The sequence below is a fragment of the Marinobacter sp. KM021 genome (assembly GCF_050707965.1).
In the GTDB taxonomy this organism is placed as follows: domain Bacteria; phylum Pseudomonadota; class Gammaproteobacteria; order Pseudomonadales; family Oleiphilaceae; genus Marinobacter; species Marinobacter shengliensis.
In genome coordinates, this window is the sequence record NZ_CP136129.1 from 268631 (window position 1) to 285360 (window position 16730).

11 protein-coding genes are annotated in these 16730 nt (G+C 57.4%); 6 read left to right on the top strand and 5 right to left on the bottom strand.

Annotated features, from left to right (window positions below; all coding sequences use genetic code 11):
- Window positions 1–4: 4 nt before the first annotated feature.
- Window positions 5–2476: a glycerol-3-phosphate 1-O-acyltransferase PlsB gene (gene plsB / locus RVM24_RS01355; RefSeq protein WP_431474836.1), complete on the bottom strand. Its 2472-nt coding sequence runs from the start codon at window positions 2474–2476 to the stop codon at window positions 5–7.
- A 140-nt stretch (window positions 2477–2616) separates the two neighbouring features.
- Here plsB and nudC point away from each other — a divergent pair, with 140 nt between their 5' ends.
- Window positions 2617–3447: an NAD(+) diphosphatase gene (gene nudC / locus RVM24_RS01360; RefSeq protein ID WP_061332262.1), complete on the top strand. Its 831-nt coding sequence runs from the start codon at window positions 2617–2619 to the stop codon at window positions 3445–3447.
- Entirely contained in the window at window positions 3447–4292 is an 846-nt protein-coding gene (gene murI, locus RVM24_RS01365; RefSeq protein ID WP_082780564.1) for a glutamate racemase, read from the top strand. Before nudC ends, murI begins: the two co-directional genes overlap by 1 nt.
- On the opposite strand, the gene RVM24_RS01370 is transcribed toward murI, so the two are convergent.
- The 4 genes from RVM24_RS01370 to RVM24_RS01385 all read right to left on the bottom strand — a co-directional run bounded on the left by RVM24_RS01370 (window position 4270) and on the right by RVM24_RS01385 (window position 10386).
- Window positions 4270–5277: a DUF2156 domain-containing protein gene (locus RVM24_RS01370; protein WP_061332260.1), complete on the bottom strand. Its 1008-nt coding sequence runs from the start codon at window positions 5275–5277 to the stop codon at window positions 4270–4272. The two genes, murI and RVM24_RS01370, sit on opposite strands and share 23 nt — an antisense overlap.
- 45 nt (window positions 5278–5322) lie before the next feature.
- Entirely contained in the window at window positions 5323–5976 is a 654-nt protein-coding gene (locus tag RVM24_RS01375) for a class I SAM-dependent methyltransferase (RefSeq protein ID WP_061332259.1), read from the bottom strand.
- A gap of 234 nt (window positions 5977–6210) precedes the next feature.
- Window positions 6211–8388, bottom strand: a complete 2178-nt coding sequence (locus RVM24_RS01380; protein WP_061332258.1) for an EAL domain-containing protein — start codon at window positions 8386–8388, stop codon at window positions 6211–6213.
- Window positions 8389–8409: 21 nt separating this feature from the next.
- The gene (locus RVM24_RS01385; protein WP_431474837.1) at window positions 8410–10386 is read right to left on the bottom strand and encodes an HDOD domain-containing protein; all 1977 of its coding nucleotides are present in this window, start codon (window positions 10384–10386) and stop codon (window positions 8410–8412) included.
- 227 nt (window positions 10387–10613) lie between these two features.
- On the opposite strand from RVM24_RS01385, the gene RVM24_RS01390 reads away from it, so the two are divergent.
- From RVM24_RS01390 to RVM24_RS01405, 4 genes are all read left to right on the top strand, one after another.
- The gene (locus tag RVM24_RS01390; protein ID WP_286922247.1) at window positions 10614–11930 is read left to right on the top strand and encodes an AAA family ATPase; all 1317 of its coding nucleotides are present in this window, start codon (window positions 10614–10616) and stop codon (window positions 11928–11930) included.
- Between the two features lie 254 nt (window positions 11931–12184).
- Window positions 12185–13723 (top strand): fatty acyl-CoA reductase, encoded by a 1539-nt coding sequence (locus RVM24_RS01395; RefSeq protein WP_286922248.1) that lies wholly within the window; start codon window positions 12185–12187, stop codon window positions 13721–13723.
- Between the two features lie 300 nt (window positions 13724–14023).
- A complete protein-coding gene (acs, locus tag RVM24_RS01400; protein ID WP_431474838.1) occupies window positions 14024–15973 on the top strand; it encodes an acetate--CoA ligase in 1950 nt (649 codons plus the stop codon).
- A gap of 41 nt (window positions 15974–16014) precedes the next feature.
- The gene (locus tag RVM24_RS01405) at window positions 16015–16680 is read left to right on the top strand and encodes a LuxR C-terminal-related transcriptional regulator (protein ID WP_058090659.1); all 666 of its coding nucleotides are present in this window, start codon (window positions 16015–16017) and stop codon (window positions 16678–16680) included.
- The last annotated feature ends 50 nt before the right edge of the window (window positions 16681–16730 follow it).

Sequence of the window (16730 nt, forward strand, 5' to 3'; positions counted from 1 at the left end):
AGACTCACGCATCCAGCATGGTGACCTGCTGAATGGCTTGTCTTTTCTCAACGCTCAATACCAGCCGGGCATCTTCGGCCACCTCATCCAGACCTTCTCCGTAACAAAGCAGGCCGTTGTCATCGGTGGTCAGCACGCCGGTTTTCTGCATATTGGCGATGAAGTTCCGGAACAGGGTTTTGTCGAAGAACTCCGGCGCATTAAGGCCAAACAGGATAGACATCCGCTCGGCCAGCAGCGTGCTTTGCTCTTCCAGTTCCGCCGCGGTCAGTTTGCCCGAACCATACTTGCGCAGAATGCCCAGGGTAATGTGGTAGCGCTCCAGGGTCTGGATGATAAACCGGGACAGGATGCGGGCCCGCAGCATGGCTTCGGTGCCTACTTCGGGGCGACCCAGGCGCTCGTCATCCAGTTGGATAACCAAGCCCTGATCAATCAGCACGTCGATCCACTTGTTAATAACCGATTCCACTTCATCCTGACCGAATTTCAGGAACAGTTCGGACTGCAGGTAAGGGTAGGCAACACTGGTAAGGAACAGAACCTTGTCTCTGCGCAGGCTGGTTTTGTTCTCGAACAGGCTGACAATCAGCGCCGGCAGTGCAAACAGGTGCTGGATGTTGTTGCGGTAGTAAGTCATCAGAATGGCGTTGGCGCCTTCCAGGGCAATGATATCGCCCAGTTTCTGGGGTTGGCGGGTGATCAGCCCCATGTTCTCACAGTAAGCAACCCAGTCCCGCGCAGAACCCTCTGGCAAGGTGACGGTGTTGGCGTACGGGTAGGCCCTGAGCAAGTGGGCATACTGGTCCATCAGCCTGATCAGCTGCCCCTCATCCATGGCCAGGCGCTCGGTGCCCAGTAAAACCGTGGCGGTCATACCAATCGGGTTGACCGCCACCGAAGCGTTGATGTTGCTGGCTACCCGCTTGGACAGTTCATCCACGGCCTCGGTGAGCCACGTAGGCCGGTACTCGGCGTCGTAAGCCTCGCTGCGCCAGCTTTCATGGACTTCGTCCAGAACATCGGCCAGTGGTATGGCGTCACCAAAGTTCACCGCTACCCGGCCGAACGAGTTGGTCAGTTTCCGGGCCGTCTTGGCCAGGCCGAAGACGCTCTCCTTTTGTTTCTTCTTGCCGCGCAGCTCGCCCAGGTAGGAGCGGCCCTCCATCACTTTCTCATAACCGATGTAAACCGGCACGAAGACGATGGGTTTGCGGTGATCCCGCAGGAAACTGCGCACCGTCATCGACAGCATGCCCGGACGTGGTGGCAGCATGCGCCCGGTGCGGGAGCGGCCGCCCTCGACAAAGTATTCCACCGAGTAGCCGCGGGTGAACATCACGTGCATGTATTCGTTGAAAACCGTGGCGTACAGCGGGTTATCCCGAAAGCTGCGGCGCATGAAGAAAGCTCCGCCCCTGCGCAGGATAGGGCCAACAACAGGCATGTTCAGGTTGATGCCGGCGGCAATGTGGGGCGGCATCAGGCCGTTCTTGTAAAGCACGTAGGACAGCAACAGGTAATCGATGTGCGAACGATGGCAGGGAACATAGACCACGGCATGGTCCTGGGCGACTTCCTTGGCCACCTTGATGTTGTTGACGGCGATGCCGTTGTAGATGCGGTTCCAGAGCCAGGCCAGCGCCAGTTCCAGGAACCGGATGGTCACGATGGACATGCTGGCGGCAATTTCGTCCGCGTACTTGTAGGCTTTGGCGCGAACCTTTTCAGGCGGGATGTCGTCTTTGGCGGCGGTTTCCCTTATCGCTTCCTTGACAGCCTGGGTGCGCACCAGGCCTTCCACCAGGGTACGGCGGTGAGACAGGTCAGGCCCCAGCACCGCCTGGCGAACCCGGCGGAAATGGGTGCGCAGAATACGTGCGAGTTTCCGCTTGGCTTTTTCTTCGTTGTTCCGGTATTCGTCGACCACCTGCTTGAGTGACAGGGGCTGGTTAAACTGCACATAGGTGTTGCGACCATGCACCAGAATGATCAGGAACTTCTGCAGCCGCCCGGCAACCGACCAGGTGTCTGACAACAACAGCTTGACCAGGGATTTCTCTTTATCCGGAGAACGGCCCCAAAACAATGAGACAGGAACAATCTGTACGTCCTGTTCGGGATGCTCCAGGCCAAACTGCACGAGGCCGGTGAACTCTTTGGTGGGAACCGGGGTTTGCCGACCTCCGCTGAACGGCCCGCCAATGCGTTTGTACAGATAGAAAAAGGAGTGGGCCGGCCCGTTTTTTACGGGCAGGCTGTCGGTTGCGCCGGGCAGTCGGGCATGGATGACCTCTTGCTCCAGCACCAGGCGGCTGGACAACGAGCTGTATTGGAGCACATAGCACACCGGTTTGTCCGGATCGAGCCCCAGGGCCTCCAGGGTATTGCCGCTGACATCGGTCCTGACCCATAAAAACAGGATCTTGCGGAAAAGAGACAGGATCAGGCTGCGAATGCCCTGATAAAGTCGCATAAGATGTTACTCCGGTACTGGAAACAGGCGCCAAGTTTAACGGGTTGAGGCGGGTGCGGAAAGCGGTATACAGATTCTTGGTAGTGATTGTGATGTGTTACATTGCCGCTCAGACAAACGGTTGCTGATAAGGCAAAAGCATGGTGAGCAAAAGCGAGCAGTGGTTGCCGGGCTGGCATGAGGACGCCCCAGTGCAGGGGGACCTGCTTCTGGCGTTTTCCGGAAACAATGTCCTTAAGCCGGATAACGGCTGGTTGTTGGCCTGGGGCGGTCCGGAAATGGGCGACAGTCGCCCGGAGGCCCTTGCGCTGGGTACCTGGAATGGTCGGCGTCTGTTTGTTTGTACCTTGCCAGACTCCGGGCTACCTGGCGCCCAGTTGGTTACCTTGAGGGACGCCCTGCTGGTGTCACCCGACGCGCCTGCAGATTTGCTCAGTACCGGCTTCCAGGTATTGCAGTGGTGGCAGGATCACCGCTTTTGCGGTCGCTGTGGAGAGCGAACCGAGTCACATCCCCGGGAGCGGGCTCGCTGGTGCAGCCGTTGCAATATTCCCTGGTATCCCCGAATCGCACCCTGTGTGATTGTGGTTATCCGGCGCGGCAGCCAGTTCCTGCTGGCGAGGTCTTCCAGGGTGACCCGGAATTTCTACAGCCTGATTGCCGGTTTTGTCGAGCCAGGGGAAAGCCTTGAGCAGGCCGTGGCCCGGGAAGTAAAAGAAGAGACCGGATTGGACGTTGGCAACATCCGCTACCGGAGTTCCCAACCCTGGCCTTTTCCCCATCAGATGATGGTGGGCTTTTTTGCCGATTTTCAGGGTGGCGAACTCAGCCTGCAGGAAGATGAGCTGGCGGATGCCGGCTGGTTCAGTGCCGACGATCATCCACCCATTCCGCCCGATACCACCATTGCCGGCCGCCTGATCAGTGCCATGAAACAGGAAATTGCCGAGAATGGGAGCGATGCCGGATGATGGCCGGGGCGTCTCCTCGGGTGCTGGTATTTGATTCCGGGGTTGGCGGGCTCAGCGTGGCTGCCCGAATTCACCAGTCGCTTCCCGGTGCGGACCTGGTGTATCTGGCGGACAACGCTGGTTTTCCCTACGGCGGTCAGAGCGAACAGGTGGTGATTGAGCGCTGCTGCTCTCTGATCCGGCAAAGTCTGCAACAGTCGCCTTGTGACATCATCGTGGTGGCCTGCAACACCGCCAGCACGGTGGTGCTTCCGCACCTGCGGGCCATGACGGAGCTGCCGGTTGTGGGTGTGGTGCCAGCTATCAAGCCCGCCGCCGCCTGCACCGTAAATGGTCGGGTTGGGCTACTGGCAACGCCGGCAACGGTACAGCGACCCTATCTGGACAAGCTCATTGCCGAGTTTGCCAGTGACTGCGACGTGGTGCGGCTTGGCCACCCTGGGCTCGTGTGCTGGGCAGAGCAGCTGGTGCAAGGCGCAGAACCGCCCCAGGCAGAACTGGATGCGGCTATGGCGCCACTGCGTGAGGCGGGTGTCGATACCGTAGTGCTCGGCTGTACTCACTATCCGCTGTTGTTACCCTGGCTCCGGAAAAGCCTGCCGGAGGTCACTGCATGGGTGGATTCCGGTGACGCCATCGCTCGCCGGGTCGCCTTTTTGCTGGGTGAATCCGGGCGTTTGGCGGCAGCGGAAACCCCCAGAGCGGATACCGGTGGCGTGGTGTCAGAGGCCCGCTTCACCGGGGACGCCCCGCCGGATGTTGCCCTGTTCATGGCCGAAATGGGGATTTCAGTGGCGCGGGTTTGCGAGCATTGGCCCGGCGTTACAACAGCCGGGTCAGCTTGAACATGGCGAGGAATTCCAGAGCCGGAATAGCGCGTTTATGGCAGCAGTAGGTTTTGAAGTTGTCACCCCGGAAGCGGGATTTGGTGAACTCCAGGCCTTTGAAGTTGTATAGGAAATTGCCTTTCTCGTAGATGCCGTGCATCAAACGTTTCAGTAATCGGCTTTCCTGGTGTTCCGTGGCCTGGTCCAGCGAGAGCGGAATCAGGCCCAGGTCCAGGAAGGGCACACCTTCGGCCTTGAAGGTGTCCATGGCGTGGGCCATCAGGGTGTAGAAAATGCCCTGTCGAAAATCGGCGTTGGCGCGGGAGATATTCGGTACGTAACTGATGATCTCGTTGTTGCGGTAGATCGGATCAAAATAGATGAAGCCCACCGCCTTGCCGTCCTGGTAGGCGTAAAAGTGTCGCTCGTTTTCCCGGTAGTCCATTTCCATGGGGCGAATCAGGAAGCGGATCTCGTTGCTCTTGCATTTGCGGGTGCGTATCCAGGCCTCGGAGATTTCTCGGGTGTGGTCGTCACTGAACCGCTCCATGACCGTAATGCCACTCTTCTCAGCCTGATTCAGTGCAGTGCGCAGAATCTGCTTTTTCTTGCCGGTCAGAGACCAGGACTTGAGATCAATCCGGGATTCGCAGCCAAACTGGGTGCCATACAGGCCGAAGCGAAGGTGTAGAAAATCCACCACCGATTTCGAAACCTGGATGTAGCAGGCGTTGGGAAAGGTCTGCTGGAACTTCTCCAGCATGGCGGGGAAATGTTCGGGTGCGCTCACTGGATCTGACAGGACAAAGGTACCGCCCCATTTGCGCATATAGGCAATGTAGCCCATACCCGGCACATCAAAATACTGCATGCCCGGCTGCAGGGTTGAGAACGACTGAGAGTGCTGACCGTATTTCTTGAGGTAGTTGACGCGCTCGGCGAAGCTGAACTGGCCGTCTGCCAGTTCCCTGATGTTGTCGAGGGCAAGAATCTGATCTGACATGATGAGGCTCCCGGTAACCTGTTGTTATTTTGAGTCGGAAGAGATTCAGGCTTGCTTGCGGCCAAGAATCGACCAGTAGCAATCCATGTTCAGAAGTTTGAAATGCTTTTTCTCGGTAACCTGAAGGCCCAGGCGCTGCATGTGTTCCGGGTAGTTGTAGATCTTGTGGAAGGCGTTGTTGGCAAACAGCCAGAAGATGAACACCGCCATGTACCAGTAAAGCTTCTTGAACATGCGGGAGAGGATGTTGCCGGTGGGGTAGCAGAAGTCACCAACCACCACGCTGGCGTCTGCCTTGCCCAGGCGAATCAGGTGTTCCAGCACTTTCACCATCATGTCTTCGTCAAACACGTTGAGGAAAAAGTTCGCCACTACCATGTCGTACTGCTCGAACTCGTTCACCTTCATGATGTCGCTGTGAATGCGGCGGATGGTCAGGTTCGGCGCTTCTTTCTGCTGGGCATCGGCAAACTTGCGGAGCATGGTTTCAGACAAGTCGACCACGGTCACATCGGCGCCCAGTTCGGCGGCGCGGATGGCGTCCCGGCCGTGCCCAACGCCGGCAAACAGGATGCGGTCACCGGGTTTGACGGTTTCCACGTCGAGCATGGCGGTTTTACAGCGGTGAATGTTCTTGCCGCTGTACAGGTTGCTCAGAAAGTCATAGACGGGGCCGATGTACTTGTACTTGTCGCGCATGATGACTGCTGCCTTCTTCTTGTTCGCTGGTTGAACGTCACCGTTATTGTGATTGTTATTCCGACAGCCTGTCGGACAGTCCGGTGATCGGTTACTGATAACCTGAGCTTAGAGAAGGGGTGGGTTCAAAGATGTGCAGTACTGCGCAATTCCAGATACACAAAGTAACGTATCGAAACACTTTGCAAACCGGGTCAATGTTTTAGTTAGGAGTGTCCTACAATCGAAAACCGGTTATCCGGTGTGGGCGAAGGCCAGGCCATCGCGGCTCAGCAGCCGGTCAATATCGGCCGCTGGTCGGGCGGGGCCGTAGAAGAATCCCTGCACCTGATGGCAGCCCAGGCTTGTCAGGTAGTTGAGCTGGTCGTCTGTTTCCACGCCCTCTGCGACGATCTCCAGTTTCAGGCCGTGGGCCATGGCAACGATGGCGTTCACTATGCAGGCGCCGTCCTCTCCGCTGCGAATGGCCCTGACAAAGGATTGATCCACTTTCAGGGTGTGGATGGGCAACCGGTGCAAATAGTTGAGGGAGGAGTAGCCGGTGCCGAAGTCGTCAATGGCGATGCGTACACCGCAATCCGCCAGTTCTTTCAGTTTCCGGCTGATCTGTTCCAGATCGTTCATGATCACGTTCTCGGTGATCTCGATTTCCAGATTGCCGACAGGAAAACGATGGGACTGGACCTGCTCCAGCAATGTCTCGACAAAGCGCGGATGCTCTACCTGGCTGGGTGACAGGTTGACTGCCAGGCGCAGGTTCGGATGCCCGCTGTTGATCCAGTGTCCTACGTCTCTGCAGGCCTGGTCCAGCACCCGCTCACTGAGCTTGCCGATTAGCCGGGTTTCTTCCGCCAGTGGCAGGAAGTCGCCCGGATAGATCAGCCCCCGTTCCGGATGTTGCCAGCGCACCAGAGCCTCCAGCCCCACCACCTGGTTGGACTTGGAGCAGACTTGAGGCTGGTAGAACACCCTGAGTTCGTCTCGCTCCAGGGCCAGCCGTAAATCCCGCTCAAGGCTGAGCCGGTTGGCGGTATTGATGCTCATGCTGTCGGAATAGAAACGATAGCCATCTTTACCGCGGGCTTTGACGTGATACATGGCAATATCCGCGTTCTGGATCAGCTGGTCCATGGAGTTTCCAGCATCCGGGAACACTGCGATGCCAATACTGACCCCCACAAAGACTTCGTGGTTACCCAGCTGGAAAGGATCTTTCAGGGTCTGTATCAGTTTCCTGGCAATGCCCCGGGCGTCTTCCGGGCTGTTTACCGAGGGCAGCAGCAGGGTGAATTCGTCACCGCCGAAGCGCGACAGGGTGTCGCCACGCCGCAGGCACTTTTCCAGCCTGTGGGTGACGGCCTGTAGCAGGCGGTCACCCATGGCGTGGCCCAGGGTGTCGTTGACCACTTTGAACCGATCCAGATCCAGGAACATAACCGCCAGTTTTTGCTTGGCCCGCCGGGCCTGGGTGATGGCCAGCTCCAGGCGGTCCTTGAACAGGGCGCGGTTGGGCAGTCTGGTGAGCAGGTCGTGGTAGGCCTGGAAATTGATGAACGCTTCGGCCTCCTTGCGCTCTGTTACATCCCGGGCGATGCCGTAATAACGGGCCGGCTGGGTGGTCGAGCCGCCCCGGGTGTCGCCGGTCTGGGGCCAGGTTTGCGGGTCTACCGGGAAGGCGGTGATTTCGAAATGCCGGGTTGCCTTGCTACTGCCTCGGGTTTTCAGGCGCACTTCCAGCGTTCTGGGGTTATCCACCGAGATATCCGGCCCCTGCAGGGCATAGGTGCCCCTGGCCACGTCCCGGTCGTCCAGAATGTGCCCGAAATGACGACCGCAGAGCTCCGAAGGCTGATAGCCCAGCAGGCTTTCCACCTTGTTGTTGATGAAACAGATATGGCCGGTTTTATCGAGCATGAATACGATATCCGGTGAACTGTTGACGATGTAGCGGTGCAGGGCTTCGGATTTCTCCAACCGGGTCTGGATCATTTCGTGGGCTTTGATCAGAGACTGTTTGCCCAGTACGCCCTCAACCGTGGTCAGCAGTTCCTCGGGATCAAACGGCTTGCGTATGTAGTCCAGGGCTCCCCGGCGCAATGCCCGACTGACGGTACCGAAAGATCCTTCGCCGCTGACCACAACCACACCGCAATCCGGCTGCTGGCTGGCGATGCGCTCCATCACTGCGAAACCATCGGTGTCTGGCATGTTGAGGTCGAGCAGTGCCAGGTCAAAGGCCTTCCCGGCCAGTTGTTCACAAGCCTGCTTTCCGCCATTGGCTTCGGTTACCTCGAAACCTCGGCCTCTCAGTAACTTGGCCAGGCTGGCCAGGAGGCGTGGTTCGTCATCGGCTATCAGAATCCTGGCCGGTTCGGACCCATGGAAGGGCTGCTTGCTCTGCTCTAATGCCATTGGTCTGCTTCCGCTAATTCGTCAGTCGGTACCATGCTTGTTGTGGCCTGCCGCCGGGAGCAGAATCCGGAAGGTAGTGCCTTCCTGCCCCGTGTGACAAGCGATGATGCCCTCCATGTCATCAATCAGCTGCTTGACAATGCTCAGGCCAAGGCCGCTGTGGCCCTGACCCTTCGAACTGGCTGCCGGCGCATACAGGTTGCGCCTGACGGCCTCGGGAATGCCGGGGCCATTGTCGGTAATCTGTAATTCAACCCAGCGGCGCTGGTTCTGGAATATTGGTGCCGCAGTACTCAGGGAAATCTCGCCATTGCCGGGCCCCAGGCTCTCAACGGCGTTGCGGATCAGATTGATGATGATCTGCCGGACGGCAGAGGCGCTGCCCTGCACTTGGGTGTCCTCACGGCATGGCTTCAGTTTGAGGGTGCGGTCGTTGCTGTTGAACAGGCTGTCCTGAAGGATGCGGGCAAGGCTTTCAAGTTCCCGGTTCAGGTCTGTACCACTGGCAGTGCCGGGTGCATCGCCGGTGCTGATTTGCAGCAAAAGGTAGCCTGCCCGATCCAGTTCCTCCTGGATTATGTCGAGGTCTTCCTGAACGGTCTCGTCATGCATCCGGGCACGAAGCTGGAAAATGTACTGTTTGATGATGGTCAGGGGGTTACTGACTTCATGTACCTGGCGACGTATCCGGTCGTGGGCGATCTGGCTGTCGACGCCTGGCCCTTCGGTTGTCTGACTCTCAATCAGCTGGGTAAGCTCGTGGATGAACAGCCGAACCAGCTGGGTAGTGACCTCCATTGATTCGGAGTCCGTGCCCAAGGCAAAGATCGCGTGTTTTTGCCCACCCTGTTGAACAGGAATCGCCAGGAGAGACGGCGTTCTCAGAATGGCCAGCAGTTGTCGGTCAAGTACGCTGGGCTCGCGTTCGTTCAGGCTGACCAGGGTGCCGCCGTTCCACGCATCGGTCAGGACGCTGCCGCCAGGCTGGGGCGACAGGCGCAGGTCCGGAAGGTTGGTGCCGGTACCGGAAAGCAGCCTGAGCTCCTCTGCCTCGGGGCCAAAGCACAGGGCCGGCAGTCCGGTCAGGACGCCTAGACCGCTGACGGTACTGGCGATCAGATCGCACGGGGTCGCGCTGTCTGTGGCTCGCAGCTCAAGGGTTTTGCTGGCGATCGCCTGGTGTATCAGCGTTTGCCTGAGCTGCCGGGCGCCTTCCTCACTTTGGTAGGCGGTGTCCAGAGGAATTCCGAAGGAGGCCGCCATGGTGGCTACTTCTTCGTTGATTCTGTCGCAGATTTCCCGTGTCAGGTCTTCCTGCAACCCAAAGATCGTTCCTGCAGCAGCAATGCCCGCTGAATCTGAGAGGGCAAGCCGGGTCGACAGGCTGATCAGTTTCACCAGGTGGCTGGCGTCCCGGAGCTGGGTTGGTAGCGACTGCTGATATCGCATGGCGTCTGCCGCCAACGGTCCTAACCCCCATACGGTTACAAAATGGGCGGCAATCTCATTCTGGTGGTTGAGGATGTCCTGTTTGCGTTCCTGGGGCTGGGTCTTGATGGCGATCAGTTCACCAATGTTGTGAACCATGCCAAGCAGGAACGCTTCTTCAGGGCTCGGATAGCGTGTCAGTGTGGCCAGGGCCCGGGCGGTCAGGGCTGTGGTCAGAGAGTGGCGCCAGAAATCCCTCAGTTGCTGCCACTCGTCGCCGCCGAGTTCAAATAGCAATTGTCGCAATGCCGATGTCAGCAGCAGGGTCTGGAAGCGGCGGGTGCCCAGGCGAAGCAGTGCCTGCTCAACGGAGCGGATGGGAGGATTACTTCTGTACAGGGCGGAGTTGGCCAATGACAGAAGTCGGGCGACGAGTGCGGTGTCCGTGGCGACAATCTGGCTGATCTCGCGGTAACTGTCTCCGGCATGACATGCTTTCAGCGCCCGCAGGGTTACCTCCGGCAGGCTCGGTAGTTGAAGATCAGCTGCAATATCCATCGCATTAGTCATCGCGCGCCCTTTGTCCTTGCTCCGTGCCATTGTGTTTGCGGGGCAAGGTTCCCTGTTCTGTATCAGAGTTTTATGACAGGGTGTTCATTCTTCTTATAAGTCAGTGAGCTTAGACAATAATCCACCTGTGTTAAACCTTTATTGCTGATTTTTTAAGCAGGGTATTTCAACTCTGTGATATGTGTACCCTTTTTACAGGTTAAAATGTCGCTTATAGTGACAAGCCTATGGATTCGTCTGTTTTCGGTTGCTCAAGCTACGAGGGAAGGCAAAAGTTGCGCCAACCAAGAACCATCGCGGTAACAGGCGGTAAAGGTGGAGTGGGAAAGACCACCGTTGCCGTCAATCTGGCGCTTGCCCTGGCCAAAGCCGGGCAGAAAGTGCTGTTGCTGGACGCGGACACAGACCTTGCCAACGTGAGTCTTCTGGTGGGGCTCTATCCGGAACGCACGCTTGCCGATGTGATTGCCGGCCGGAGTGGTCTGGCTGATGCCATTCTGCAAACCCACTATGGGCTGGACATTGTTCCAGGTGCCTCCGGGGTTCAGACGTGTATGGAGATGACCCGCGAAGACAGCCTGAAGCTCCTGAAGTCGCTGCATGAGCTGGAGCATTGTTACGATTATGTGATTATTGACACGGCATCAGGACTGCAGACTGTAGGTCTTCATATGATCGCAGCGGCAGAGTTGGCCTGTGTGGTCGTAACCCCTGACCCAGCCTCACTCACCGATGCTTTCTCCCTAATGAAAGTTCTCAAGCGCCGAGGGTACAGGCGCAGGCCGTCCGTGATCGTCAACATGGCACAAGGCGCCAGCCAGGCAAGATCGGTGTTCCAGCGTCTGAACGGTGCCTGCCAGCGGCATCTGCAGTGGACATTGCATTACCTGGGGGCACTTTGGCGGGATGAAACACTTCGGCAGTCCGTGCTCAATCAACACCCTGTGACCCTGCTGCCCACCTCTGACCCCTCATGCCGGCAGTTTCACACCCTGGCGGAAATGCTCAATGTTCACCTGGCGGCACTGCCTCGGCGCAAAGCCGGTATAGCGGCTTACTGGCATCAGGCCGCGCGCCGGCAAGCCGGGCAGGCTGAAGCCGCCATTCCCGGTGGTGAATCCGTCGGCGAGCAATGTCGGGCCCTGGTCGGGCAGTTGGAAAAATTGCTGGCGGCAAAGCCGGACGATGCCATGCTCCGGTATGACGCATTTACCCGTCTTTTTGCACTGTTGGGGCGCAACCCTGATGCCGATACCGTGGAGATCGTACAAACCGGGTTGGCATCAATGAAATGGGAGCATCTGCGCCAGGTTGACCGAGATAGGCTGGCGGCTCACCTGCGGCACCTGGCCGAGGATCTGGCGTCACCCCCGGCTCAGCCGGAGCCTGCTGCATTGCCCCAAGGGGTGGAGGGACCACTGTACGATCGAATCAGTTTTGGCGAGCAGGATCAATTACTTCGTGTGCTGCGGGAGAAACCTTCGGATGTTTCCCTGGATGACCTCTTGCGTTCACTGGCAGGCAGGGATCCTACCCGATCGTGAACGAGCCAAGAGTATGTGCCCACTTGCTGGTCATTTTTTTAAGGATTTATGTGTCGTAATTTTGCAGTCTGTCACCGCCCTGTAACGATCATTGTGCAAGAATTGACCGAAATCGTGGCCCGCATTATGCAGGCAGCTCTGACAGGCGGATGCAAAACGGATGCATACATGTCGGGGCAAAGGAAACCGGCCCCCCGCGACTTTTGACCGGCGTTGATCGCTGGTGACATCGATCTCAGAGAAGGAGTTCTACCATGGCAAACCAGCAAGTGAATCAAAAAGAGTCTTCGTCGAAGGTGCTCGGGCAGCTCCGCGGCAAGCGGGTGCTGATTACCGGAACCACCGGCTTCCTGGGAAAGGTGGTTCTGGAGAAGCTGATCAGGTCCGTCCCGGACATTGGTGGCATTTACTTGCTGATTCGGGGCAATAAACGTCATCCTGATGCCCGCAGCCGCTTTGACAATGAGATTGCCACGTCATCGGTATTTGATCGCTTGAGGAGTGTCGATGCGGACTGGTTTGAAACCTTCCTCGAAGAGCGGGTTCATTGCATTACCGGTGAAGTGACGGAACCTTGTTTCGGTATGGGTGAGGACGCCTGGCAGAAACTGGCCGGAGAACTGGATGCCGTGATCAACTCTGCTGCCAGCGTGAACTTCCGGGAGGAGCTGGACAAAGCCCTGACGATCAACACCCTGTGTCTTGAGAATATCGCCGGGCTGGCCCGGCAGAATGCGGAGCTGGCAGTTCTGCAGGTGTCTACCTGCTATGTTAACGGCATGAATTCCGGGCCGGTCACCGAATCGGTGATCAAGCCTGCAGGTGAGTCAGTTCCCCGCTCAAGCGAGGGGTATTACGAGATTGAAGAGCTGGTGCAGTTACTGCAAGACAAGATTGCCGATGTTCGCGCCCGCTACTCTGGCAAAACCCTTGAAAAGAAACTGGTGGACCTGGGTATTCGGGAAGCAAACCGCTACGGCTGGAGCGACACTTATACCTTTACCAAGTGGTTGGGCGAACAGCTGTTGATGAAGGCGCTGAACGGCCGAAGCCTGACTATTGTTCGGCCCTCCATCATTGAAAGTGCCCTGGAAGAGCCTGTCCCTGGCTGGATTGAGGGGGTCAAGGTAGCGGATGCCATTATCCTGGCCTATGCCCGGGAGAAGGTGACCCTGTTCCCGGGTAAGCGCTCGGGTGTGATTGATGTCATTCCGGTGGACCTGGTGGCCAACGCGATTGTTTTGTCGCTTTCCGAAGCCCTGGCAGAACCTGGTCGGCGGAGGATCTACCAGTGCTGCAGTGGCAGCTCCAATCCGGTCTCACTGGGGCAGTTCATCGACCATCTGATGGCGGAATCCAAAGCCAATTACGCCGCCTACGATCATCTGTTCTACCGGCAGCCCAGCAAGCCGTTCATTGCGGTTAACCGTACCCTGTTTGACCTGGTGGTCAGCGGTGTGCGCCTGCCCCTGAGTGTGACAGACAAGGTATTGAAGTTGTTGGGTAATTCCCGTGACCTGAAAATGCTCAAGAACCTGGATACCACCCAGTCACTGGCCACTATTTTTGGTTTTTACACAGCCCCGGATTACGTCTTCCACAACGATGAACTGCAGGCGTTGTCTGCCAGAATGGGTGAGGTCGACAAGGGGCTTTTCCCGGTGGATGCACGCCAAATTGATTGGGAAGTCTATCTGCGCAAGATCCACCTGGCGGGTTTGAACCGCTATGCCCTGAAAGAAAGAAAGGTCTACAGTCTTCGGGCTACCAAGCAGCGCAAAAAAGCTGCCTGATCATCCTTCCTGGGTCCGGCCAGCGGCCGGGCCTGCTCTCCCCACGTCATGTTTTGCCATTCCCCGATCTGCAACTATTCTTGATAAAGCCGCTGTTAAAGCTGCTAAGCCCTGCCTTGATCGACGCATTGCTGAACAGGTTAGCCCGAAAATGGCGGTAGGTTAGGACGTTAGTCTAATTCATTGTGCGGTGGCACACATGTTGAACTACATGCATCTGTCTTAAGGGCAAAAATCGCCCGATCACCCTGAATTTAAAAAACCGACAATGACAACAGACTCTGATTAAGGGGGAGCACAATGACTAATAAACAGGTATATCCGGTGAGTCCGGAAGTTGCAGAGCGTGCACTGGTCAGCAAAGAGCAGTATGAAGCAATGTATCGCCAGTCAGTAGAAGACCCGGATACGTTCTGGGGTGAGCACGGCAAGCGACTTGACTGGATCAAGCCCTACAGCAAGGTCAAGAACAGCACCTACGATTACAACAACCTGTCCATCAAATGGTTTGAAGACGGTGTACTGAACGCCTCCGCCAACTGTCTGGACCGCCACCTGGAGAAACGCGGCGATCAGACGGCCATCATCTTTGAAGGTGACGATCCTTCGGTATCCCGTAACGTTACCTACCGGGAGCTTTACGAAGAGACCTGCAAGTTTGCCAATGCGCTCAAAGCCCAGGGCGTTAAGAAAGGTGATGTGGTCACCATCTACATGCCGATGATCGTGCAGACCGCGGTTGCCATGTTGGCCTGTGCCCGGATCGGTGCGATTCACTCGGTGGTGTTCGGTGGCTTCTCCCCGGAAGCACTCGCGGCCCGGGTGGTTAACGGCAAATCCCGTTTTGTGATTACCGCTGATGAAGGTTTGCGCGGTGGCCGTGCCATCCCGTTGAAGAAGAACGTGGATCACGCGCTCAAGCACGAGGAAGACGCCAAGGTCGACAAGGTGATCGTGGTTACCCACACCGGCAACAAAGAAGTCCCCTGGACCGAAGGCCGTGACGTTCGTTACGAAGACCTGATCAAAGATGCGCCGGCCGAGTGTAAGCCGGAGCCGATGAAGGCGGAAGACCCTCTGTTCATGCTCTATACCTCCGGTTCCACCGGTGCGCCGAAGGGCGTTCTGCACACCACTGGCGGTTACATGGTCTATGCCTCCATGACCCACCAGTATGTGTTCGACTACCACGACGGTGACGTTTACTGGTGTACCGCCGACTTTGGTTGGGTAACCGGCCACAGCTACATTCTGTACGGCCCGCTGGCCAATGGCGCCATCACCCTGCTGTTTGAAGGTGTGCCCAACTACCCGGACAGCTCCCGCATGGGCCAGGTTGTCGACAAGCACAAGGTCAACATCCTGTACACCGCGCCCACCGCCATCCGTGCGCTGATGGCCCAGGGTGAGTCCTGTATGGACGGCACTAACCGCGAAAGCCTCAAACTCTTGGGTTCGGTGGGTGAGCCGATCAACCCGGAGGCGTGGGAGTGGTACCACCGGGTCATTGGTAACAGCAAGTGCCCGATTGTGGACACCTGGTGGCAGACCGAGACCGGCGGCATTCTGATTTCTCCGCTGCCTGGTGCGGTCGACCTGAAGCCGGGTTCCGCCACCAAGCCGTTCTTCGGCGTTCAGCCGGCATTGGTGGATAACGAAGGCAACATCCTGGAAGGTAAGACCGAGGGTAACCTGGTCATCCTGGACAGCTGGCCGGGTCAGATGCGCACCATTTACGGTGATCACGAGCGGTTCATCCAGACCTACTTCAGCACCTACAAGGGCATGTACTTCACCGGCGACGGTGCCCGTCGCGATGAAGACGGCTACTACTGGATCACTGGCCGTGTGGATGACGTTCTGAATGTGTCCGGCCACCGCCTGGGTACTGCCGAGGTTGAGAGTGCCCTGGTGGCTCATGACAAGGTGGCCGAGGCTGCGGTGGTTGGCTACCCCCATGAAATCAAGGGGCAGGGCATCTACGTGTACGTGACCCTGGTACAGGGTGAGGAGCCATCGGACGAGCTGAAGAAGGAGCTGGTTCAGTGGGTTCGTAAAGAAATTGGCCCGATTGCGTCTCCGGATGTGATTCAATGGGCGCCTGGACTGCCGAAAACTCGTTCTGGCAAGATTATGCGCAGGATTTTGCGTAAGATTGCTGCTAACGAGCACGATCAGTTGGGTGATACGTCTACCCTGGCTGATCCGGGCGTAGTGGATGATCTGATCAGCAGCCGGGCGTTCCAGTAACGCCGGCGGTTGACAGCCCTAACCTGTGAGGAATCTGTTGAATGACACAAACAATTATCGTCGCTGATGATCACCCGTTGTTTCGGGCTGCATTGAAACAAGCGGTCAATCAGGCGGTGCCGGATGTCGAGACTGTAGAGGTCGACAGCATCAAGTCACTGCAGGCGGCGGTAGAGTCGCACCCGGATGCAGACCTGATCCTGCTGGATCTGAATATGCCGGGTGCCCATGGTTTCTCGGGGCTGGTGTTCATGCGAGGCCAGTATCCGGGGTTGCCGGTGGTGGTTGTGTCTGGCTCCGAAGACTTGCAGGCCATGCGTCGCTCGATTGACTACGGTGCCTCCGGGTTTATTCCCAAGAGTGCACCGCTGCCAACCATTACCCTGGCCATTCAGGCGGTTCTGGAAGGCGATGTCTGGCTGCCTGAGGGCATAGCCGACAAGATTGAGCGGATGCAGTCTGAATCCACCGATTTCTCGGAGCGCCTGGCGTCTTTGACGCCGCAGCAGTTCCGGGTGTTGGGTATGTTGGCTGAGGGGCTTCTGAACAAGCAGATTGCTTATGATCTGGATGTGTCTGAGGCTACCATCAAGGCGCACATCACGGCGGTGTTCCGCAAGCTGGGTGTTCGTAACCGGACTCAGGCGGTGATTGCCATTCAGCAGATGGAGCTTGATCCTTCGGAGCAGTCGCTTTCGGGGGGCTGACTTTCAGATTTTTGAGTTCTTATCGAGAAAAGGAGCCTCCGGGCTCCTTT